The organism is Psychrobacter sp. NG27 (assembly GCF_016106655.1).
Lineage (GTDB): Bacteria > Pseudomonadota > Gammaproteobacteria > Pseudomonadales > Moraxellaceae > Psychrobacter.
The window spans coordinates 44,967-69,003 of sequence record NZ_JADGIN010000002.1; the positions used below are offsets into that span (position 1 = coordinate 44,967).

At 42.6% G+C, this 24,037-nt stretch carries 18 protein-coding genes; 8 read left to right on the plus strand and 10 right to left on the minus strand.

From position 1 onward, the window contains the following. Positions 1-5: 5 nt before the first annotated feature. The 3 genes from yidD to rpmH all read right to left on the minus strand — a co-directional run bounded on the left by yidD (position 6) and on the right by rpmH (position 1,080). Positions 6-380 (minus strand): membrane protein insertion efficiency factor YidD, encoded by a 375-nt coding sequence (gene yidD, locus IP485_RS03620; RefSeq protein WP_198326041.1) that lies wholly within the window; start codon positions 378-380, stop codon positions 6-8. Between the two features lies 1 nt (position 381). After that, the gene (rnpA, locus tag IP485_RS03625; RefSeq protein WP_197174907.1) at positions 382-759 is read right to left on the minus strand and encodes a ribonuclease P protein component; all 378 of its coding nucleotides are present in this window, start codon (positions 757-759) and stop codon (positions 382-384) included. Positions 760-945: 186 nt separating this feature from the next. Further along, the gene (gene rpmH / locus IP485_RS03630; protein WP_007394757.1) at positions 946-1,080 is read right to left on the minus strand and encodes a 50S ribosomal protein L34; all 135 of its coding nucleotides are present in this window, start codon (positions 1,078-1,080) and stop codon (positions 946-948) included. A 590-nt stretch (positions 1,081-1,670) separates the two neighbouring features. On the opposite strand from rpmH, the gene dnaA reads away from it, so the two are divergent. The 5 genes from dnaA to IP485_RS03655 all read left to right on the plus strand — a co-directional run bounded on the left by dnaA (position 1,671) and on the right by IP485_RS03655 (position 9,675). Beyond that, complete coding sequence (gene dnaA, locus IP485_RS03635; protein WP_198326042.1) at positions 1,671-3,116, plus strand: chromosomal replication initiator protein DnaA; 1,446 nt, start codon at positions 1,671-1,673, stop codon at positions 3,114-3,116. A 158-nt stretch (positions 3,117-3,274) separates the two neighbouring features. Beyond that, entirely contained in the window at positions 3,275-4,450 is a 1,176-nt protein-coding gene (dnaN, locus tag IP485_RS03640) for a DNA polymerase III subunit beta (protein WP_198326043.1), read from the plus strand. 170 nt (positions 4,451-4,620) lie between these two features. Further along, positions 4,621-5,826: a DNA replication/repair protein RecF gene (recF, locus tag IP485_RS03645; protein ID WP_198326044.1), complete on the plus strand. Its 1,206-nt coding sequence runs from the start codon at positions 4,621-4,623 to the stop codon at positions 5,824-5,826. A 502-nt stretch (positions 5,827-6,328) separates the two neighbouring features. Continuing rightward, positions 6,329-8,938, plus strand: a complete 2,610-nt coding sequence (gene gyrB / locus IP485_RS03650; RefSeq protein WP_227686405.1) for a DNA topoisomerase (ATP-hydrolyzing) subunit B — start codon at positions 6,329-6,331, stop codon at positions 8,936-8,938. A gap of 107 nt (positions 8,939-9,045) precedes the next feature. Beyond that, complete coding sequence (locus IP485_RS03655; protein WP_198326045.1) at positions 9,046-9,675, plus strand: manganese efflux pump MntP family protein; 630 nt, start codon at positions 9,046-9,048, stop codon at positions 9,673-9,675. 213 nt (positions 9,676-9,888) lie between these two features. Here the strand turns inward: IP485_RS03655 and rlmF are convergent, their stop codons facing one another. Both rlmF and IP485_RS03665 read right to left on the minus strand, forming a co-directional pair. Beyond that, positions 9,889-10,947 (minus strand): 23S rRNA (adenine(1618)-N(6))-methyltransferase RlmF, encoded by a 1,059-nt coding sequence (rlmF, locus tag IP485_RS03660; RefSeq protein WP_198326448.1) that lies wholly within the window; start codon positions 10,945-10,947, stop codon positions 9,889-9,891. Between the two features lie 29 nt (positions 10,948-10,976). Then, complete coding sequence (locus IP485_RS03665) at positions 10,977-11,708, minus strand: LysE family translocator (protein ID WP_198326046.1); 732 nt, start codon at positions 11,706-11,708, stop codon at positions 10,977-10,979. A gap of 320 nt (positions 11,709-12,028) precedes the next feature. On the opposite strand from IP485_RS03665, the gene IP485_RS03670 reads away from it, so the two are divergent. Next, complete coding sequence (locus IP485_RS03670; RefSeq protein WP_198326047.1) at positions 12,029-12,829, plus strand: crotonase/enoyl-CoA hydratase family protein; 801 nt, start codon at positions 12,029-12,031, stop codon at positions 12,827-12,829. A 203-nt stretch (positions 12,830-13,032) separates the two neighbouring features. Here the strand turns inward: IP485_RS03670 and IP485_RS03675 are convergent, their stop codons facing one another. Next, entirely contained in the window at positions 13,033-13,884 is an 852-nt protein-coding gene (locus IP485_RS03675) for a hypothetical protein (protein ID WP_227686406.1), read from the minus strand. A gap of 367 nt (positions 13,885-14,251) precedes the next feature. Here IP485_RS03675 and IP485_RS03680 point away from each other — a divergent pair, with 367 nt between their 5' ends. Continuing rightward, positions 14,252-15,418 (plus strand): MalY/PatB family protein, encoded by a 1,167-nt coding sequence (locus IP485_RS03680; protein ID WP_198326049.1) that lies wholly within the window; start codon positions 14,252-14,254, stop codon positions 15,416-15,418. Between the two features lie 128 nt (positions 15,419-15,546). On the opposite strand, the gene IP485_RS13745 is transcribed toward IP485_RS03680, so the two are convergent. Continuing rightward, positions 15,547-17,625 (minus strand): YadA-like family protein, encoded by a 2,079-nt coding sequence (locus tag IP485_RS13745; RefSeq protein ID WP_227686407.1) that lies wholly within the window; start codon positions 17,623-17,625, stop codon positions 15,547-15,549. Positions 17,626-18,264: 639 nt separating this feature from the next. Between IP485_RS13745 and guaA the strand changes: the two genes are divergently transcribed. After that, positions 18,265-19,860: a glutamine-hydrolyzing GMP synthase gene (gene guaA, locus IP485_RS03700; RefSeq protein WP_198326051.1), complete on the plus strand. Its 1,596-nt coding sequence runs from the start codon at positions 18,265-18,267 to the stop codon at positions 19,858-19,860. A 240-nt stretch (positions 19,861-20,100) separates the two neighbouring features. Here guaA and IP485_RS03705 read toward each other — a convergent pair whose 3' ends face one another. From IP485_RS03705 to IP485_RS03715, 3 genes are all read right to left on the minus strand, one after another. Beyond that, complete coding sequence (locus IP485_RS03705; RefSeq protein ID WP_198326052.1) at positions 20,101-21,057, minus strand: hypothetical protein; 957 nt, start codon at positions 21,055-21,057, stop codon at positions 20,101-20,103. 213 nt (positions 21,058-21,270) lie between these two features. Further along, the gene (locus tag IP485_RS03710; protein WP_198326054.1) at positions 21,271-22,272 is read right to left on the minus strand and encodes a YhdH/YhfP family quinone oxidoreductase; all 1,002 of its coding nucleotides are present in this window, start codon (positions 22,270-22,272) and stop codon (positions 21,271-21,273) included. Between the two features lie 102 nt (positions 22,273-22,374). Next, positions 22,375-23,352 (minus strand): zinc-binding dehydrogenase, encoded by a 978-nt coding sequence (locus IP485_RS03715; protein WP_198326056.1) that lies wholly within the window; start codon positions 23,350-23,352, stop codon positions 22,375-22,377. Between the last annotated feature and the right edge of the window lie 685 nt (positions 23,353-24,037).

The window sequence follows — 24,037 nt, forward strand, 5'->3', positions numbered from 1 at the left end:
CATTTTTACTCTGACTTCATCAGATAGTTAAGCTGTGAAACATAGCTATTATTGTCTCGGTAAATACCCAATCCTTTAACAACGTTATTTGGTATATCAGTAGAAGATAAGTATTGATAGCTATAAGAAGATAAAGGAAGAGGTACAAAGTCAATACCGTGCCCACCGAGAGGATGACACTTACTAAGACGTTTTAATAGCAACCAACTACCTACACGGGGACCATGCCATGTCAAAGCTTGTTTACCATAATTTGAACAAGTTGGATAGTAACGACAGCGCGCAGGAATCAGGGGACTTATTATTTTTTGATAGAACAAAACGGTATTTAATAAAAATATTAAAAATATTTTTTTAAAAGAATTAAATAAAAAAATCATTTTATTTTTTTTCTATTTTTTTAAATATATTATTAATTTGGTTTTTTAATTCTTCTTTATTTATATCCTTTATTGATTTTTTAACAATAAAGACAATGTCTTTATTTTCCATTTCCAAAGACTTTGTACGAAACTGCTCACGTATATGTCTTTTAATCAAGTTTCGAACAACAGCAGTAGGCACCTTACGCTTAGTAATAGCCATACCGACCCTAGGCTTATCATGAACATTAGATCTCACAAAAGCCATTAGATGACTCTGGTGTATCTTACGCTCAGGCGCATCGAATACTTCACGAAAGGCTACAGGCGTAAGCAAGCGCTGCTCTTTGGTGAATCTAGCGGTAGGTACAGGTATAGCTAAAAGAGAATTGGGCATAATACAACCTAGTAGGATAGCGAATGATAATATGAGAAATAATAGCAAAATATAGAGACAAAAAAAGCGCCGATGCGGGCGCTTTTAATATATGGCTAAGTGTCAGTTGTGAGGATCGACTATCGCAATCTATAAACAATAAGAACACAACAAGCACAATTAGCCATGCTCATCGCAATCTACTGATTATACAGTAAGGCGATGACGTCCTTTAGCGCGGCGACGTGCTAAGACCTGACGGCCTTTTTTAGTTGCCATACGAGCACGGAAACCGTGAGTACGTTTACGCTTGATCACGCTTGGTTGGAATGTACGTTTCATAACTCACCTATCAAAATAATGGACTAAATTCGTAATAACGGAGGATTATACCATTCAGCATAGTTCTGGTCAATAAACTAATTATATGAGTGTCTAGGTATTCAATTTCCCTTGTTTACAGATGAATTATATCTCAATAAAAATTGTCACTTCAGTTGCAAATTATAGCTAGTCAACGTGAGTGAGTTTCCATAGTTATCCACAGATTTTAGCGATTCCTATAATAATAATTGATTAATATATATAGATATTGTTGTTATTGGGAGCCTGTTTTTCTGTGGCTAACTTCTATTTCCTTTTTATTATCAAATGACTACGCTATGGGTAAACCTGTGGATAACCTGTGCATTAAATATGGATAAGTCATTATTTGTATTTATCCACAAAACTATCCACAGTCTTATCCACAAAAAACAAGGTTTTATCCACAGGCTATTTGTGTTAGATTAGCCGCTAGTTGATATATTAGCTTGTAGTATTTAAAAGTGTGGCTTTTTATGCAGATACCTACAATCAGTATCAAGGGTTAATTTACAGTCTATATGACTAAAACACGATTATTTTTTTAGATTATAGGGTCACTACTTTTCATGATAGAAACAGCAAATATTTGGGATAAATGTCTAAACGATTTGCGTTACAGCGTCAAAGACAATGTATTTACTATGTGGCTGAGGCCTTTATCGGCTCATCAAGAAGCACAAACCCTCATCATCCTTGCTCCTAATGATTATTTTGTGACGTACATCAAAAAGAATCATCTACAAGATATTCAGCAATTAGTAACTAAGCACAGTCAAGGGAGTATTGAGGAAGTTATTGTACGTGTCGATAATGCGGGACGTAATGTAGAGGACAATAACCAAACAACGTCAGGGTCACTGTTTGGAGAAGATGAGCACGCCCCTACCCCATCTGAGCACAAGTTTGAATCTATCCATCATCATAATTCTAGAGCAGATGTTGATGCCAATATGCGTCATGCAGAATTACTCGATTCTACTGATGCCAAGTCCTTAAGTTACCTAAATCCTGATTTTACATTTGAGACATTCGTTACTGGTAAGTCTAATAATTTGGCCTATAAAGCTTGTTATGAGCTTGGTAAGAAGCAATCAAAAAATCGTCATAATCCTTTATTCATATATGGCCCTTCTGGTTTAGGAAAAACGCACTTAATGCATTCGGTAGCTCATCGCTATTTAAAAAATAATCAAAGTTTTTATTATTTCACTTCTGAAAAATTTATTAATCAATTGGTTTATTCTTTAAGAAATAATAAAATAGAAGATTTTAAAAAGAAAATAAAAAAAGTGGATTTATTAATTGTAGATGATATTCATGTATTAGCAGGAAAGACAAAAAGTAGTAATGAGTTTTTGACTTTATTTGCAGATTTTACCAGTGGCGATAAACAACTTATCTTGGCCTCTGATCGTCATCCATCACAAATGACGGAATTCGATGAGCGTTTTAGATCTAGGTTTTCTTGGGGATTAACAGTCGCCGTTGACCCTCCCGAAATTGATACTCGTGTACAAATCTTGCAGAAGAAAGCAGCCTCGTACGGCATGCTGTTGCCTAAAGAGTGTGCTCTATTTATCGCACAGAATGTGGTTTCTAATGTGAGACGTCTAGAAGGTGCGCTAAATCAAGTATTTGCTAATGCTAACTTAACTGGCGCTCAGATTACCCTTGAGATGGTGCAATATGCGCTAAAAGATATCGTCGCCATGCGTGTGCAAGCCGTCAATATGGATAATATTCGAAAGATAGTCGCTGAATATTATGATATTACTATCAAAGATATGATGGGACGCAAACGCACTCGAAGCATCGCCAGACCACGTCAAATAGCGATGGCTTTGTCGCGTGAGCTAACAGGTGATAGTTTCCCTGAAATTGGTCAGTCATTTGGCGGACGCGACCATACAACGGTGATGCATGCGTGTGATAAGATAAACGAATTACGAGCGGCAGATCCTGCATTTGATAAAGACTACAAGACGTTAGCATTGATGTTACAGGCAGGTTAAAGCGCTTTTTGTGATGTGTTTTAGTCGATAGATATCGTTTATAATATTGAAAACATAAGCAAATCACTGCTTTGTAGATTATCGTTATCAGACAGAGTATTATTAAATCATTACTTAGCATTTTTATAATAAAATCATTCAATTAAGAGTAACTAAGCATGCAATTATCGATTAATCGAGAGTCGTTATTAAAAGCTATTAATCTGATCGCCAAAGCCGCTGATAAACGCCATAACATGGTGATTTTGGGCAATATTAAGCTACAACTCTCAGAGTCTGAGCTTATCTTAACCGCGTCAGATTTAGAGGTGGAACTGACATCGACATTGAAACTGCCTGCAGGTGCTTGTATAGAAGCAGGTAAAACGACGTTACCGGCAACCAAATTAAAAGATATTTGTAAGTCTCTACCTGCGCAAGCGCAAGTTAATCTAGCCACCCAAGCTAATGAGCGTTGTTTGCTGACCAGTGGTAAGAGTCGTTTTACACTGGGTACCTTGCCTAGTGACGACTATCCAAGTCTAGGCAATCCTGAAAATATCACACCATTGACTATCAGCCGTAACCGTTTGACAGATTTGATTCACAAAACTCAGTTTGCGATGGCCATTCAAGATGTGCGTTACTATCTAACTGGCATGTTGTTTGATGTATCACAGCAGCAGCTAACCACGGTTGCAACTGATGGGCATAGATTGGCTTTAGCGCGTAGTGTCATCGATGTGAGCGCTGATCTTAATATGCAGGCTATCTTGCCACGCAAAGCGGTGATTGAACTTGAGCGTTTGGCTTCTGAGCTCGGTAAAATGCTCGGAGATAAAGATAATCCAGTTACCTTAAGCTTTGGTCGTGAGTTTCTGCAAGTCAGCTTACCGTTCGGTGATGTTGATAGTGCAGGGCAGGTGAGTGATAATTTAATGGTCACTTTTACGGCACGCCTGATCGATGGTAAGTTCCCAGATTATCGCCGTGTCATGCCAAGCAATACGGATAAGCTAGCATTGTTTAACCAAGAAAAAATGACTGATGTGTTACGCCGTGTTGCGATTTTGAGCAATGAAAAATCTCGCGGTGTGGTCTTTAACTTTGCCAGTGACGGTATGGTAGAAGTACGTGCTAATAATGCTGAGCAAGACGAAGCGGTGGAAATGATACAAGCTAAGTATCAAGGTGAGCCCATGGAGCTATCGTTTAACGCTGCTTACTTGCAAGATGTACTGGGCGTTATCCAAGGTGATTTGCAAATGCATATGAGCCAATCAAACGCTTCAGTGTTGGTCAATCAACTGAATGATGAATTCCATCAGTATGTCATTATGCCAATGCGAATATAGTGATATCTGTTTTACAAAAGCGGTAAAGTTGGGTATTGGAGCTGTATTTAAGTGCAAATTTACTCTTAGAGTGGATTTGCATTTTTAGAGTTTAGCCTCCTATACTTATATTTTTTATTCAACTTATGCCTACTTTTTATATGCTATTTTAATAGGCGGTTATCGGTATTATGATTGAACGTCTACAAATTTCACACCTTCGCAACCTAACGCAAGTCAATCTACAGTATGCTGCTTGTAACGTTATTATTGGCGAAAACGGTAGTGGCAAAACCTCATTACTTGAAGCCATATTTCTTCTATCTAGAGGCAAAAGCTTCCGTCATCACCAGCCCAAGCGCTATATTCAACATCATCACAATACAGTTACTGTACATGCTAAGCTTAACGATAGCAGTACATTAGCTATCCAAAAACAAGCTGATGCTACCACACTCTTGCGTCTTAATCAGACGACTGTCTACAATCAAAGTATCCTAACTGAGCAACTGCCAACATTATTGATAGATCCCTCAACGATGGATATGTTAGAACAAGGTAGCGCCAGTCGTCGTCAGCTATTGGATTGGCTAGTGTTTCACATGAAACAAGGCTTTCATCCGCAATGGGTTGCTTATCAACGACTGCTAAAACAGCGCAATAGTTTACTAAAAAAATCACGCCATTTAACCCAAGTGCAGCTTTCTGAGTTGAAATCATGGGATAAAGGATTGAGTAGCCATGCAGCACTCATTCATCATTATCGCGAGCGAATATTTACCGAATGGCAGCCTTACTTTGCTGAGAGCATTGAGCAGTTACTGCCATCTTATGCTGAACAGCTGAGCTTAAGCTATAACGCTGGCTATGATACGAGTATTGCGTTAGATGTGCAGCTTAACGAGCGACTAGAGCAGGATCTGCAGCTGGGATACACTCGTATCGGCAACCATCGAGCGGATGTTCATGTGCATTGGCATTCTGATGATTCAGTAGAGGTGAGTAGTGAGTCTGCAAGCATAGCGCTAAAAAACGATGTCAGTGCTAAATTGCCGACTCTAAAAGAGCAAGCGGCTAATGTGTTATCTCGTGGCGAAAAAAAGTTGTTAATCACAGCACTACGGTTGTCTCAGTTACCGCTATTGCTCAATGCTGAACAGAATACTGATTCACAGAGAGACGGATTTAATACTAGAGCTACGCCAGTCGTATTACTAGACGACATAACGGCAGAGCTTGATGGTAAGGCAATAGAGATTTTATTATCAACTTTATCGCAGTTACCCTGTCAGGTATTTATGAGCAGTTTGACCGATGATATCGTACCGTTGGTCAAAGAATTATGGTCGAACCCTAATATGTTTCATGTGAAACAGGGCAACATTCAACCTCTTTAGTAATGTTCCTATACTACCTATTTTACCCTGACTTATTACCTCGTAACTCTTTTGTACCTACCATTATTTTCCTACAATATCGTTTATTTTTTGAGAGCCACTCATACTAAGAAAACTGTCAGTAAACAGTGACTTAGAAGCAAAAAAATGCTAAAATTAGGCTTTATTTTTATCCTGTTTTCAGCAAGTTGTTTAATAGTGTTATGTAGATATTTTTTATTATCTATAGGTTTCTAAGTGTTTGATAAGTATGTGTTTAATTGATTCTGCTAGCTTTAATAATGTTTAAAAAAAAGAAGCTGATTGTGAAGTCATAAAGCACTGACTTTGTGTTCGCTAAGTCAATATCATCTCTGACGAAATTTTGGTTAATTATGTTTTAGCCAATGATGCGTATCGAAGATTTTTACTACAACAGTTGAGTCTAAAATAAGTTATGAGGCATCATCGTAGTGGTGAGTCCATAGCAAACGGCTGATTATGGCTAGATTAAGGAAGACACATGAGTGATTCATTACCTACCGACCACGAGCAACTGACATCAGATAGTATTGCTGCAACGACGGTGCCAGCTGTGGCGCCTGGAGTATTACCCTCTGATTATAGCTCTAAAGATATTCGCGTATTACGTGGGTTAGAGGCGGTACGTGTACGTCCTGGCATGTATATCGGTGATACCGATGATGGTACAGGCCTCCACCACATGGTCTTTGAGGTAGTGGATAACTCTATTGACGAAGCGCTTGCGGGTCATTGTGATCAGATTGACATCATTATCCATGAAGACGAATCTGTCAGTGTGATGGACAACGGTCGTGGTGTCCCTGTCGATATCCATCCAGAAGAGGGTGTATCTGCAGCACAGGTCATCATGACGGTACTGCATGCCGGTGGTAAGTTCGATGATAACAGTTATAAAGTGTCAGGTGGTCTGCATGGCGTAGGCATCTCAGTGGTCAATGCTTTATCTAAAAAGTTAGAGATGAATATCTGGCGAGAAGGCTATCATTACAATCAAACTTATACTGATGGTGTACCAGATAGCGATATTCAGCAGATGGAAGCCACGAATCAGACGGGTACGCAAATTCGTTTTTACCCGAGCAGTGATGTGTTCACCGGTACGATTTTTGAATATGACATCTTGGCAAAACGCTTACGTGAGCTCTCGTTTTTGAACTCTGGCGTGCGTATTGTATTGACTGATGAGCGCATTGATAAGCGTCACGAGTTTGAACATAAAGGTGGGTTGCTAGAGTTCGTTAGTTATATCAATGCTGGCAAAGACGGTGTCAACGAAGTCTTCCATTTTACCAGTCAACAAGACGACGGTATCAGCGTTGAAGTCGCACTGCAGTGGACAGATACTTATAACGAAAAAGTACTGTGTTTCACCAACAACATCCCTCAAAAAGATGGTGGTACGCATCTATCAGGTTTTCGCTCAGCTTTGACGCGCTGCCTGAATAGCTATATGGATCGTGAAAATTTATTCAAAAAAGAAAAAGTCGCTGCAACGGGTGATGATGCCCGTGAAGGTCTAACTGCTATCGTCTCTGTAAAAGTACCAGATCCAAAATTCTCGAGTCAGACCAAAGATAAGCTCGTATCAAGCGAAGTAAAATCAGCTGTTGAATCAGCAATGCATGATAAGTTTAATGACTATCTACTAGAGAACCCAAGTGCGGGTAAAGCGATTGCGAGTAAGATAATCGATGCGGCACGTGCGCGTGATGCAGCTCGTAAAGCGCGTGAGATGACGCGTCGCAAGACAACTTTGGATATCGCAGGCTTGCCAGGTAAGTTGGCTGATTGCCAAGAAAAAGATCCAGTATTATCAGAGCTATATATTGTGGAGGGTGACTCTGCAGGTGGTTCAGCCAAACAGGGCCGCAGTCGCAAAACCCAAGCCATTTTGCCATTAAAAGGTAAAATCTTGAACGTTGAGCGTGCTCGTTTTGATAAGATGCTATCTTCTGCAGAAGTGGGCAACCTGATTACGGCGCTTGGCTGTGGCATTGGCCCTGATGAATATAATCCTGACAAAGTACGCTATCATAAAATCATTATCATGACCGATGCCGATGTTGATGGATCGCATATTCGTACGTTGCTGTTGACTTTCTTCTTCCGTCAAACGCCTGAATTAATCGAACGTGGCTATGTTTATATCGCTCAGCCGCCGCTATACAAAGTCAAAAAAGGTCGTCAAGAGTTATACCTAAAAGACGATGAAGCACTTAAAGCGTATTTACTTTCATCGACAATTGACAATACCAAGCTGCATATCAGTGCCGATGCGCCTGCGATCACTGGCCAAGCGCTTGAGACACTACTGAATGACTATAACCAAACGCAGCTGATCAAAGCCCGTTTGCAGATTCGTTTCCCAGCGGTGCTTTTGGATGCATTGACGCATACACCAAAGCTGACGACGGATATGACTTATGATAAATCTGCTATGCAAGCATGGAAAGACGCTATGCAAACGCAGTTAGACCATTTCGGTAGCGATCTAAGCCCTGAGATTGAACTGATCAATATTCATGCACCACAGCCAAAAAATATGGATGCAGCAGCAGCTGATCTATTGGGTATGAAGCCAGAAGTGGTGGCTGAAGACACTATTGATGGCGAGGCATTATCTACCAAAGCACAGTGGCTACCACGTATCACGGTTTATGTGCATCAGTTGGCTCATCATTATCTACTGGATGCGAGTTTCATTAGTTCAGGTGAATACAGCAAGCTGTTGCGCTTGTCTGCTGAATGGAACACGTTGCTTGAAAGTGATGCCTTTATCCGCCGTGAAGCAACAGCAGGTACGACGAAAGATATCCCAGTACGTGACTTCGATTATCTCTGGCAGCAAATGATGGTCGATGCACGTCGCGGTCTAGCCATTCAGCGCTATAAAGGGCTAGGGGAGATGAACGCTGATCAGCTTTGGGACACAACGATGGATCCTGAAAACCGTCGTATGCTACGCGTCACTATCGAAGATGCTATCGCCGCTGACCATATGTTTACGTGCCTAATGGGTGATCATGTTGAGCCGCGCCGTATCTTCATCGAAGAGAATGCGTTGACTGTTTCTAACCTAGATATATAAATTTAGAGTTGGCTGTCAATAAGATATAAAAATACCGCTTTGGATGCCAAAGCGGTATTTTTGTTTCACGTGAAACGGAAAACTGACTATTTTATGAGAAAAATAAAATGATTGAAGTCGTATTACTCGCTATTGCATTAGCAATGGATGCATTCGCTGTAGCTATTGGTCTGGGTGCTAAGTCACAAAAACAGAGTAAGTCTTATCTGCTGCGATTGGCTATTTATGCTGCCTTATATTTTGGCATTGCACAGGGCGTGATGCCACTTATTGGTTATCTATTAGGGGCAGCACTTTTGGGTTGGTTGGCAGCAGCTGCACCTTGGATTGGTGGATTTATTCTGATCGCTCTCGGCGCAAAGATGCTTTACGAAATATTTACTGCGGATGAAGAAGATGCTGTGGATAGTGCGCTTCACACAAAGGGTAACGCTATAAATGCTGATAGTGAGGCAATGTCAGTTATTCATAACGGTCATAAAACTATCAATCACCGTACTTTATTTACACTCGCCATTGCGACAAGTATCGATGCGATGGCAGCAGGATTTACACTCAATCTGCTAGAGCTAAATGCATGGCTAGCCTGTTTGATAATAGCGTTAATCACTGCTGGATTTAGTTTGTTTGGTGTTTATTTAGGCTGGCGATCTGGCACATGGTTAGAGGATAAAGCAGAAGCGCTAGGTGGGTTGGTGCTTATATTAATTGGGTTAAAGGTGATGTTTTTTAGTTAATATAGTCAAAGAATTACTAAATTGCTACGGCGTTACCCATCCTTAGATGTACGAATTGTACTATCTGCAGTCGGCTGCCTTGTATCTATTTTAGATTTCTTTGACTATCAGTTGTTTTCCAAATTTATTATTCTCAATAAAAAGCACCGCCCTAAACTTTAGAGCGGTGCTTTTTTGTTTCACGTGAAACTTAAACAGAGAAGCTGCTAACGATTACTCTTCGTCAGTGCCAAAGCGCCATGCCAATACACGGGTACTCTTTTGACCCTGACTCATCTCGATAATACGCATTTGGGCGACATCAAGTTGCTTTAATAATAGCTGTAGAGGCTTTACGTTTTCAGACTTTGAGACTAGTGTCGTAAACCAACCGACATGCTCTGCAAAATCTTGACTCTCTTTTGCCATTTTAGTCAAAAAGGCAATCTCGCCACCTTCACTCCATAGCTCTTTATGCTGACCACCGAAGTTTAGGTTTTGTGCAGCGTTACCTGTCTTCGACGAACTACGGCTTATTTGCTCGTTTTCATTTTTGCCGCGATGTCTTTGCAAGTTATGTTGCTTGCGGCTGTTAGACTCCATCGCTTCTTCTAATGATGCATGGAATGGAGGGTTACAGACCACCACATCGAAGTAGTCTTGACGACCGATGATGCCTGCAAACATATGCTTAGGATTGGTTTGCAATTTGACTTTTACCGCACCTTTTAGCTTTGGATTGGCATCACAAATAAGGGCAGCGGTATTGACCGAAATTGGATCGATATCGCTAGCGGTAAAGCGCCAACCATAGCTCTGGCTACCAATAATTGGATAGATGGCACTGGCACCCGTTCCAATATCTAAGGCGTGGATTTCTTTACCTGTCGGCGGTGTGTTATCTGCATTCACATGAGTGGTTTGCGCAAGCAAATCAGCGATATAGTGAATATAATCAGCACGTCCTGGGATAGGCGGACACAAATAGCCTTCTGGAATGTCCCAAAACTTCACGCCATAATAATGGGCCAATAGCGCCTGATTGAGAACACGCACAGCTTGGTGATCCGAGAAATTAATCGTCGGCTCGCCTTTAGGGTTGGTAATCGTATGGTTGGCAAGCTCAGGCAACGCGCGAGTCAATACCGCAAAGTCATAACGACCTTGATGCGGGTTACGCGGATGTAGCTGACCGAGTTTTTTGGCGGTCGCCGGTGATCTGTTTCTGTGTGTACTATTTGCTGGAATACGGGTCATAGTGTGTGGCTTTGATGTTTGAATATAATCAACCATTTTAGCAGATTTCACGAGTAACGAATGTCTTATCGACTACGTAAAATCAGATTTAATCCCAATACTATCATCGCTGTACCCAATACGCGGTCGATCCAATGCTCAAAACGCTGAAAGCGGCGATGAATAGCAGGGATAGACAGCAGCATTACGACCGTACTAAACCATGCCATTTGTAAGACCATCATCCATACGCCATAAATGGCCAACTGCCATAGCGGTATATCAGGTGACAATACGAGAGTGAATATCGCGACGAAATATACGGGTGCTTTTGGATTAAAGACATTACAAAGGAATCCGCGACGCAACGTAGCAAAGGTGGATTCGCTATTGCTAGGTAACTTTTGGGTAGGGGTGTTTTTAGCTGGGGATGTGGTTTGGCTAATAATCGCATCCTGTGAAACGTGAGCGCTTGAATTTACTTCTGAGTCTGCTGCATTTGTTAAGTTGGCTAAATCTGATGGCTTTTTAGGTTTGGCTTGGATACCTTGCCAACCGAGATAAATCAGATAACCGCCGCCCAACCATTTGATAGTAGTCAATAGCGGCTGCGAATGTGCGATGACCGTCGCCAGTCCTAATACCGAATATATAATGTGTACGGCAAGGCCCAAAGTAATACCGAGACTACAGATCAAACCAGTGCGCCGACCTTTTGCCAATGTTTGCTGCGATACCAAGACAAAATCAGGCCCCGGAGAGGCTGCAGCCAGTAAGTGGACTGTAGTAATCAGCAAAAAACCGTGCCAAAATTCCATAAAATGCTCTGAGTAATGCCTATATTTTCCTTATGGTTACACTTAACATGAATCGGGTCAACTGATATTGATATGAGCTTTATTCGTAGCAGTTCTACTGCTTGTGTTATCGCGCGAGGGTGTCTATATTAAAAGTGGGTTTATCGACAAATTTCTATGAATCCACTACTGCATTCTTATCTTCATTTACAAGACTTGTATTGGTCAGAACTACATTGAAGATAGCCGATTGCTGCGACTGAGGATATATCAAGGATATCGAGGCGCAACGACATAACCACCCATTACATAATAATGATTATTTCAACAAGGACAGAACCATGACTACGGACAGCAACGCAACAGAAAACCGCATCACTTATAACACGCAAGGCCATGTTTGCCTTGTCGGACTCAATCGTGCCAATAAACGTAACGCCTTTGACAGTCATATGATTGGTCAGTTGTCTGATGCGATGACTCGCTATGAGCAAGACGACAACTTACGCTGCGCGCTGATATTTGCGCATGGTGATCACTTTACCGCCGGGTTAGATTTGGTCGAGCTGCAAGACAAGCTAAACGATGGTGTGTTTGAGTTTGATGGTAACCAAATTGACCCATGGGGCATCAGTGGAAAGCTGCGTACCAAACCTGTGGTCGTGGCGGTCAAAGGCACTTGCTTTACGGTAGCTATCGAGCTGATGCTAAACAGTGATGTGGTCATCGCCAGTGACAACTGCAACTTTGCACAAATGGAAGTCCAGCGCGGTATCATGCCTTTTGGCGGCGCGACGGTACGCTTTGTCGCGGCAGCAGGTTGGCAAAAAGCCATGCCGTATCTGCTTACTGGTAAAGCATTTGATGCACAAACGGCTGATCGACTGAATTTAGTCAGCGAAGTAGTAGCTAATGGTACTGAGTACGATCGTGCATTGACGCTGGCACAAGAGATCTGTAAAGCCGCACCTTTGGGTGTGAGAGGTGCATTGTCTTCAGCACAAGATGCCAGCCGTAATGGTGCAGCAATGGCATTGGCCAATATCCATAGTTATCTGCCACCACTGTTTCATTCAGAAGATGCCAAGGAAGGTGTAATGGCGATGGTTGAAAGACGTGAGGCTGAGTTTAAGGGGTGTTAATACTAATATGGTTTAAGAGTTATTTCTCATACGCAAAAGATAAAAGTTCGATACGTGCGGTTATCTTTTAAATTTCCGTAAAAGACCTATTTAGTCAAATACACCACCTAAAAAAAGCCTCGCAATTGCGAGGTCTTTTTTATTTTATTGAGTATAGCTAATTACATCTTTACCAGCGTTAGAAACTAGGCTGTGATTGACGATTATTTAGCTGACTTATAGTAATCAACCATCATAGTACCCAAAGTGCCGTTGTCATCGATCGTGACTATTCTGACAGTACCTGATTGTGCTGCGGTACTCGACTGCACTTGTCCGGCGTTACCTAAGACAACTTGGTTATTTTTAGCTGCCTTTGCCTCGTTACCGATAGCGATGCTGTTCATGCCAGCTGCCATAGACTTATTACCGACAGCGACCGAATTTGCACCTTGTGCTGCTGCTGCTTCACCGACTGCCGTAGCACGAACACCACTAGCGTCAGCCAAATGACCGAAAGCTTGTGCGCGCTCGCTTGTGGCTTTTGATTGCCAACCGATAGACGTTGAGCCTAGACCAGCAGCGTTTGCTTCGCCGCCGACAGCTGTTGCTGAGTTTAGACCTGCATTGGCTTTGTTACCGACAGCGACCGTATCATTAGTACCACCAGCCATGGCTGCTTCACCAACTGCGGTAGAGCGTACACCGCTAGCATTGGCTAGATGACCGAAAGCTTGCGCGCGTTCAGCGGTGGCTTTTGATTGCCAACCGATAGAGGTTGAGCCTAGACCTGCTGCATTGGCTTGACCACCGACAGCCGTTGCTGAGTTCAGACCTGCATTGGCCTGACTACCGATAGCGACGGTATCATTAGTGCCGCTAGTCGTGGCAGCGTTGCCAAGAGTGATGGCGGTACTGCTAGTCGCAGTTGCAGTGGTTGGAGCGTCTGACATCTTATGATCAGCGCCTGTTGCCATCGTCGTGCATGCCGTGGTTGCGGCGATAGCTAAAGTAAGGGCGCTAATCTTGAGTGCTGTACTCTTAAGTGCTACGTTTGATAGAAAGTCCATTTTCATTATGCATCGTCCTGTAAAAAAGCCATAGAGACTTTATGGTGGGGTTATAGGTGACTTGGAATCATCAGATTGATAGTATTAATATACTGTCATGACATGAGTTCCAATCGGTACGTAAAATTAACTATACGAATTTCACATTAACTTATAATGACAATTCAATCAATAAACGCTTTATACCCTTTATATACTCAAAGAGTGCTCAAACGGAGAATAGATAGTTATGCTCTAAAGGCAAGCTAAAAAGGCATGCTAACTATTCGTCTATTGATACAAATACAATAAAGTATATCGATAACGTAGTACATATACGGCACTATATTTTTTTTAACCAAAGCCATTATTTTTACAATTAAGAAGAAGTCCAATGCAATACAACTTTGATGAGATAATCGACAGACGTGATACAGGGTCACTTAAATGGTATTATACCGATGACACGATTCCGTTATGGGTCGCAGACATGGACTTTAAAGCCGCCCAACCAATTTTAGATGCCGTTGAGCAGGTCGTGCAGCATGGCATATTGGGTTATACCAAACCCACTGATGCCTTATATGACTCAATCATTAAGTGGCATGGCAGTCTTTATGATTTGCAGCTTACTAAGCAAAATATTTCATTCTCTCCCGGTGTCGTCCCAAGCTTAGCGCTGATGATGAATGTCTTTACCGAAGTAGGCGAAGCAGTATTGGTGAATGATCCTATTTATACACCTTTTATGAGCAAAGTTGAGCAAAATGGTCGTAAGCTTGTGCTCTCTGCATTAAAGGAAGTTGATGGCAAGTATCATCTGGACTTGGCCGATATCGAAGCCAAAATTATCGAACATGACGTTAAGCTTTATTTATTGTGTAATCCACACAATCCGGGCGGGCGCGTGTGGACGATTGCTGAGCTTGAAGCATTGCTTGCGATTTGTAAAAAGCACAATGTGGCGATTGTGAGTGATGAGATTCATCAAGATTTGACCTTGACTGGTCACACATTTATACCGTTTTTAACATTAGCAAAAGGCTACGAGCACAATGTCGTAAGCCTGACGTCGATGACCAAAACCTTTAACATCGCAGGTATCAAAGGCTCTATGATATTTGCAACAGATGAGGCATTGGTCAAAAAAATTAGCCAGCAGCAGCACTTAAATGATGAGTATGAGCTGAATTTATTTGCTTATAGGGCTATGCGTGTGGCTTATGAGCAGGGCAATGAGTGGTTGACGCAGGCGCTGAATTATATCGAAGCCAATATTGATGTAACGGTGCAGTTTTTAGAAAAGTATTTGCCTAAGATTAAGGTTATGCGCCCAGAAGCCTCGTATTTAATTTGGGTAGATTGCTCAGCATATGCTAAAGACGATCAAGTGCTTTATGAGACGCTTAGAGAAGCTAAAGTTGAGCTGAGTGCGGGATTCAAATATGGTCAGGAAGGTCATCTGAAAATGCGTATTAATGTCGCTTGCCCTAGAGTATTGCTATTAGAGGGGCTCAATCGTATGCATGCAGCGTTGGGTGTTACCGCTACGTCTTCATAAGAAACTAAGGTTTGAGCGATAAATGATAAAAAGGCTGGACTACCAATGTAGCCCAGCCTTTTTATTAGAATGTTATCAATCTTTTTGCCTATATAGAGTGATAGGTTTGATAAAGACTGATGGACTGTTTACCAAGCAAAGGTAACCCCGCCACGTGCACCTACTTTACCAGTATCAGTACCGAAACCAGCACCGGTAGAAATCGTTACGCTGTCACTCACGCGTCCGGCAAACGAGGCGCTGATCGCAGTGCTACTGTTATAGTAACCCGTACCAATAGTCATCGCGTATTTTTTGCCTGAAGGAATCACTGGCGTCTCCATAGACAATGCCATGGCGATACCGTCCTCTGCTTCATCCAAGCGATCTTCTTGACGATTATATTGACTACGCAAATCGTTAAACTGTCTCGATGTCGCTAGCGAGTCTACACTGATGCTAGTACCTAGCGTACCGTTTGCATCGGCAGTTACGATATTGGTGGCACCTGACTGTGATGCGGTACTGGCTTGTAGCTGACCTGTGCTGCCCAAGACAACTTGGTTGTCATTTGCTGCAGTAGCACCGTTACCGATAGCGATACCGTTTGAACCAGTCGCAGATGATTGATTGCCTAGCGCGACAGATCCTGCGCCTTGGGCTATGGCGGCTTCACCGACTGCAGTCGAGCGTACGCCCGTTGCTGATGCTAGATGACCGAATGCTTGAGCGCGTTCAGCACTCGCGGTCGACTGCCAACCAATGGCAGTAGCACCTGCTTGCGTTGCTTGCGCTTGCGCACCGACAGCCGTGGAAGAGGTACCAGAAGCTGTGGTTTGACGTACGCCACTTCTGTCTCCACCGATCGCCACCCCATCAAGGCCTGAGGCTACTGAGTTGTTACCAATAGCGACTGCATTGTCTGACTCAGCACTGGCCGCTTCACCCACTGCGGTCGAGCGTAAACCTGTTGCTGATGCAAGATGACCAAAGGCCTGAGCACGCTCACCAGTAGCTTCTGATTGCCAACCTACTGAAGTAGACCCTAATCCTGCGGCATTTGCTTGACCACCGACCGCAGTAGCTGAGTTCATACCAGCATTGGCTTGGTTACCGATGGCGACTGTATCATTACTACCGCCTGCTATTGCCGCTTCACCGACTGCGGTAGAGCGTACACCGTTTGCTTGAGCCAAATGACCGAATGCTTGCGCGCGCTCAGCGTTTGCTGCTGCCTGCCAACCGATAGCCGTTGCGCCTGGGCCAGTCGCTACTGACTCGCCCCCAACTGCGGTAGTAGAGTTACCAGTTGCATTGGCAGTATCACCAATCGCCAAGGCATCTATACCATTCGCAATTGATTCGTTACCGATAGCGGTAGCGAAGCCAGATTTTGCATCAGCGTTTTCACCGATGGCCAGTGAGCGCTCACCTTGAGCCGTCGCTAAATGACCAAATGCTTGCGCACGTTCGCCAGTTGCTGCTGACTGCCAGCCTACGGAAGTAGATCCTAGTCCTGCGGCATTGGCTTGACCACCGACCGCTGTGGCTGAGTTCATGCCAGCATTGGCTTGGTTACCGATAGCCACGGTATCATTACTACCGCCTGCCATTGCCGCTTCACCCACTGCGGTAGAGCGTTCGCCGCTGGCATTGGCGAGATGACCGAAAGCTTGCGCGCGTTCAGCGGTGGCTGATGATTGCCAACCGATAGAAGTAGATCCCAATCCTGCGGCATTGGCTTGACCGCCGACCGCTGTGGCTGAATTCATGCCAGCAATCGACTGGTTACCGATAGCGACGGTATCATTACTACCACCTGCCATTGCCGCTTCACCGACTGCGGTAGAGCGTTCGCCGCTGGCATTGGCGAGATGACCGAAAGCTTGTGCGCGTTCAGCAGTGGCGTTTGATTGCCAACCGATAGAAGTAGATCCCAATCCTGAGGCATTGGCTTGACCGCCAACAGCAGTGGCTGAGTTCTGACCTGCAAATGCCACATTACCGATGGCAACGGTATCATTAGTGCCACCAGCATCTGCCATGATGCCACAAGCCAGAGCCGTATCACCGTTACTGATTGCACCTAGAGTGGTGGTATCACCATTTGAATCACTGAGTTGACATTCAGCCGCTATGACGGTGGACGTACTAAAAGACGCTGCGGCAATCGCTAAAGTGAGTGAGCTAAGCTTAAGGGCTGAGCGTTTTGAGAAATTCATTTCCATAACTTTAATCCTTTTATAAAAGCGTTAAGTGCTTTGTGACTCGTCCGGTTAGTGTGGCTAAGGAAATATTAGACCCTCAGTATCATGTGATTTTATCTAAAAATCTGATAATTAACTGTAACGACTACAGCAAGAATTTATTAATAAAGTACACGTCTTTGTAACAAAAATCGACTAATATTTTTCTATTGTTTCAATATGATACGGATTTGAATAGCTAAACTTTATAGACTTTTAAGAAAATATTTTAAGTGATGTTTTTTGTCTCATCATTAAGCACAGTTAAAAGTAGGGCACGGTAATTAAAGGAATATGACAGCAATCAGTTGAGCGGCTATATTTGGATTATCTTCAACTCACGACCACTATATGAAGATGAAACGAATAGCCTAGTAGAACAGAATGTCTCAAGACGTCAAAGAATCTCAAAACAAGACGTCCAAAAAATAGATACTTTTAATAGAAGCTTGCATAAAAATAATAGGTCTTAATAACACGGGTCACAGGTGAAAACGCGTTATTAGGTAGTTTGTACCAGAAAAATGACTGAATAATGAAATTTTGCGGATGAAGTAGCCCTTATGCGGCATAAACTTGTTAAAATAGGGCACCAATTTATCTATTGATGGACATCGATTTATGACCACTGCCGCTGCCACTCCTACCATTAAAGAAGACCGCATCTTAATTCTCGATTTTGGCTCGCAGTATAGCCAGCTGATCGCTCGCCGTGTACGTGATTCTGGCGTATTTTGTGAGATGTTCCCTTATGATATTGACGCTCAGCGCATCATCGACTTTGGCGCAAAAGGCGTTATCCTATCGGGCGGTCCTGAGAGCGTCCATGCTGAAAACAGCCCACGTATCAACGACGCGGTGTTTGATTTGGGCGTACCAGTATTGGGTATTTGCTACGGTATGCAAGCGATGGCAGATCGTTTCGGCGGGCAGGTTCATGCCAGTGATATCCATGAATTTGGCGCAGCGACGATCAACATCAATGGTACTTCTACCTTGATCGATGGTATCGAAGATGTGGCTGGCACGCTCAATGTCTGGATGAGTCATGGTGACAAAGTGGTAGATGCACCAGCTGGCTTTGATATTGTGGCCAGCACACCAAGCTGCCCAATTGCGATTATGGCCAATGATGACAAGCAATATTACGGTCTACAGTTCCATCCAGAAGTGACGCATACTCTACAAGGTCAAGCGTTGCTAGGTCGTTTCGTCCATCAAATCTGTGAATGTGCTGGTGAGTGGACGCCAGACAATATCGCTGATATGCGTATCGCACAGTTAAAAGAGCAAATCGGTGACAAGCAGGTATTGCTAGGTCTATCGGGCGGTGTCGATAGCTCAGTAGTAGCAGCATTATTACACAAAGCTATTGGCGATCAGCTGACCTGCGTCTTTGTAGACAACGGCCTACTTCGTTTAAACGAAGGCGACCAAGTCATGCAAATCTTTGCAGAAAACATGGGCGTAAAAGTCATCCGTGTTGATGCAGAAGATTTATTCTTAAATGCGCTAGCAGGCGAGTCTGATCCAGAGAAGAAACGTAAAATCATCGGTAAAACGTTCATTGACGTATTCGCTGATAGCGCGCGTCAAGTGAGCGAGCAGAGCGATGGTAAAGTCGTTGAGTTCTTAGCACAGGGTACGATTTATCCTGACGTGATCGAATCTGCTAAGTCACATCAAGGCAAAGCACACGTGATTAAGAGCCATCATAACGTTGGCGGTTTGCCAGATGATTTGGCATTTAAGCTGATTGAGCCGTTACGTGATTTGTTCAAAGATGAAGTGCGTAAGCTTGGTATCACGTTAGGGTTACCAGCAAAAATGATCTATCGTCATCCGTTCCCAGGTCCAGGTTTGGGCGTGCGTATCCTTGGTGAAGTGAAAAAAGAATATGCTGATATCCTGCGTTTGGCTGATGCTATCTTTATGGCAGAGTTAGAAAAATCAGGCTGGTACGACAAGACTGCACAAGCATTTGCCGTATTCCAACCAATCAAATCAGTCGGTGTGGTCGGTGATGGCCGCCGCTATGCGTGGGTAATCGCGCTACGTGCGGTTGAGACTGTTGACTTTATGACGGCTCGCTTTGCGCATCTGCCGTATGATTTGATCGAGACGGTATCGAACCGTATTATGAATGAAATCGCTGAAGTATCACGCGTGACTTATGATGTTTCGAGTAAGCCACCTGCTACGATTGAGTGGGAATAATTCGTTTACGTATTCTAAACGGTAACGGTGTTAACCTTGCTAGATATACAAACACGTATTATCTGCGCTCGGTTGCCTTGTTACCATCTTATACTACGTAAACTTATCTAAACAGCTTTTCAACTCAGATTTTTTGAATTGATATACAGCTTGTCGTCAATGAAAAAACACTCAACTTGGTTGGGTGTTTTTTTTGAATTCTGATATAGAGAAGTAACATAACAAAGGCTAAGTTTTCATCTATTTGAGATTATATAATTTACCGCTTTCATCTATAGGCCCATTCAAAGAGTCCCAAACTAAATATTTTCTGCCCTTAATTTTCTGTAAAAATTCTTTAGGAGGAGATGGGTTAGCAATAATTATTGTGCATGCTAAAGGTAATGAATCGATAATCTTATCTATTTCTATACGATCACAATAAAAATAGGAAATTCCAATAAAAAGACAATAGTTGCTTGTTTTTATAATAGATTCAAACCAATTGTTAGCTGGTTTAACCCATTGGTAGTCTTTGTATTTGTTAGCTTCATTTGGAATTATACAATGAGCTTGTGTACGAGGATAAAGTAGATTGTCAGAATCTAATCGTTTGATAGGTATATCGTTCTCATCAATGAATAAATTTGTCATTGGATACTGTATTTTGCCAATATCGATCATTCCATCCGCTATTTCAAAATCTACGGAACCGTGTGGTTTTACTAAAGGTATACCTTTTCTATCATGATTAACTTGTAGTGAGTGGTAAGTCATTGCTAACTTATCAAAAACTGATTCAAGTAATAAATCATAATTAAGTGAAAAAGCTCCGTTAATTCTAGATTTATTTGAGCTAATCCACTTAAACCAACTCCAGTCTAAATCTAAATTATTTTTTTGTAGTAAACTATACTCTGAAAAAGCGATAGTTAAAAAATGTCTAGACTCTAAAATAACTTGTGATGAGTCTAGGGAAATACTACGGCAATAATCTTTGTCTAGAGCAAGCGCAAATATATCGAAATGATTTTTGGCTTCGTTTTCTACAAAAAGTTTTTTCAAATTAGGGAAGCTGCTTATTAGTAAGTCACCTGTCGATGGACATTTTACATTCCATTTTAAAGGCTCTTGTGAATTAAAAGTATGATTAATTTTACTTTGAGCTCCAAAGCTCATTGATAAACCATTTCCGACTACTAACGAAATCTTCGACATTGAACGTTTCTCAAATACAAAAAAATTATTTAGTTTGAGGGTATGAATGTACTAAGAGTTTTTTCATCCTGATTACTCTAATACCCCAACTACTACAGAATAGAAGTATAAGCTTGAGCGCTCAACAACACTACAATATTTTTATTGAATAAGTAAAAGGCAGCACCTCAAAAGAAATGCTGCCTTTTATTTATAACGCTAACTCTTAAAAACTTAGCCCTTCACATTCACCACATAACGCCCAACCACCTTACTCGACATAAAGCGATCTAGGTATTCCGGTGTTTGTTCTAACGTAATCTCTTCACCATAGCTCTCTAGATTAGGCAGTTTCATATCGGTGGCAACACGTTTCCAAATAGCTTCTTTATCAGCCAGCGGAATATAGACCGAATCGATACCTAGTAGCGACACCGCGCGGGTGATAAAAGGTATCACTGACATCGAAAAATCAGCGCCGCTAGCGAGGCCACAACTGGTCACTGCACCGCCAGATTTGGTCTGCTTGAGCAGGTTGGGTAAGTAGTCGCCACCGATGGTATCGATAGCGTTTGCCCATAGCTCACGGCCGACAGGTTTATTACCGATCTCATTGATGGTATCGCGATGACGTACTTCGCTCGCGCCCAATGCCTTTAAGTGCTCGCTTTGCTCTGGCTTACCTGAGAATGCAATCACCTCATAGCCTAACTGCTTTAAGATAGCAATACTGATCGTACCGACGCCACCTGTTGCGCCAGTCACAGCGACTGGACCATCACTTGGTTTTGCGCCCATTTTCTCTAGCTTTTGGACACTCAGCGCTGCGGTCAATCCGCCTGTACCATAGGTCATTGCTTCTTTTAGCGTCAGCGTTTCTGGACAAGCCAGCGCCCATTCTGCTGGGATTGATATCATTTGACCCAGACCACCATCTGTATCCATACCAAGATCATAGCCGAACACCAATACTTCTTGCCCTACGGTAAACGTGCCTGATTTGTCACTGACGACCACGCCTGCTGCATCGATACCAGGAGTATGCGGATACTGTTTGGTGATTCTTTTATTGCCCGATGCGGACATTGCATCTTTAAAGTTTAACGATGAATAATGTACTTCGATGAGCAAATCGTTTTTTGGCAAGTCACTAACCTTGCGTTCTTGAATGCTTTTTTTAAATTCGCCATCGCTGGTTTCTTCGACGACCAAGGCTTTAAATGTGTTGTTAGACATAAGGCTGTTCCTCATTACATTTTTTGTATGCGTGTTTAATACTTGTGTGTTTGTATATTAGTACCAATAAGCGTTTAACACTTAAGTGTTTAAAACTACGACTTATGGCTTTAACAACACTTTGCCTTTTTTACTTGATTGTACTTTTCCAGAGACGGCGGTTGCGATATCGTCCAGACTATAGACGGCTTCGATCGGTAGCTTCAAATCGCCATTCGATGCACGTTCTAGTAACTCATCGATCAGACGTTGTTTGTTGTCTAGATCCATTTCTTGGCTGGTTTTGCTACCCCAGAATCCTTTAACAGTCGCCTGCTTAAAGATCAAGCTGCCAGCATCCAGTGCCATTGGCTTGCCTGACATGATACCGAATGAAACCAGCGTTCCCTTGCTACCCAATAGTGATAGCAGCTCATTGCTTGATTCACCACCGACTGAATCAACAGCCGCTGTGATTTTATCATCGCCGATGATGGCGCGGACTTGGTCTTTCCAGTCGTCATCAGCTGTGACGACATTGTTTTTGATACCGAGTGAGGTCAGCTCTTCTATCGCGTCTTTACTACGTACGAGGTTAATCGTATTTACGCCGCGCGCTGCTGCGAGCATAGCAAGGGTTTTACCCACTGCGCCGTTTGCCGCATTGTGGATGATCCATTGACCGCTATCTACTTCCAAGAATTCTAATAGCATTAAGGCAGACAGTGGCATCGCAATCAGCTGGGCAGCTAGCTCGTCTTTGATGCTATCAGGCATGTTAAATACCATGCTGGCAGGTGCGACAAAATACTCTGCCCACGTCTCATGCACACTGGCACACGCCACACGCTGGCCGACGCTTAGATCTGTCACGTCATCGCCGACGGCATCGATAATACCTAGCGCTTCACTACCACCGATGGCTGGCATCTCAGGCTTATAGCCATATTGTCCACTTACTGTCAGCATGTCATGGTTGTGAATAGGGGAGAGGATGGTTTTGATACGCACTTCGTTGGCAGCAGGCTGCGGCATAGGACTCTCGCCCACGCTCAATACGTTGGAGGGTTTGCCAAAGCTGTTATGAATAGCACTACGCATAATAATTTCCTTTATGTATTTATGATTTGGTTTATTTATAAGTGTATTAAGAGTATGAATAACCGACTATAAACATCATGTCACCAAGGTCATTCACCAATGTATTTATTCTTCGAGTAGAAACGATACCACGATAATGATGCTGATAGGTTATCGACTCACAAAGACACTATACTCAAAAATAGACTGGTCGTATAGACGTCGGATACATTTGCGCTAACCGGATTTTGTTATAGAAAGCTTGGCTTACATCGGTAATATTCTTTGTGTTACCGCTCGCACTGATGTAGAGCCGTTCATGTTATTTGGTTTATCGGTTTCAGCAGGATTCTCTAATGAGTATGGCCTTTTAGAGAGAAACTAAAAAGAAAAATTATTGGTAACATGACTTAACAAATTATGGCGAATATGTCAACTAATCACTTATGTTAATTAATCACCATGTCACTCGCGGTCGCGTTAGAACTGATTGCATGAGCAGTCTTTAATATGATTGTCTAAATCATCAAACGTCTTACGCTCGATAGCATAATACTCCTCCCAGTATTAATTCATTAGCATTATAAAATGTCAAACAGATGTCAGTTACAATTAATAACATGAGAGTAGCATTTTGACGAGTGGTGCATTCTTTATAAAAAAAATGGTTAAATCCTTGTAGAATTACGTGAATTAGTATGTTTTT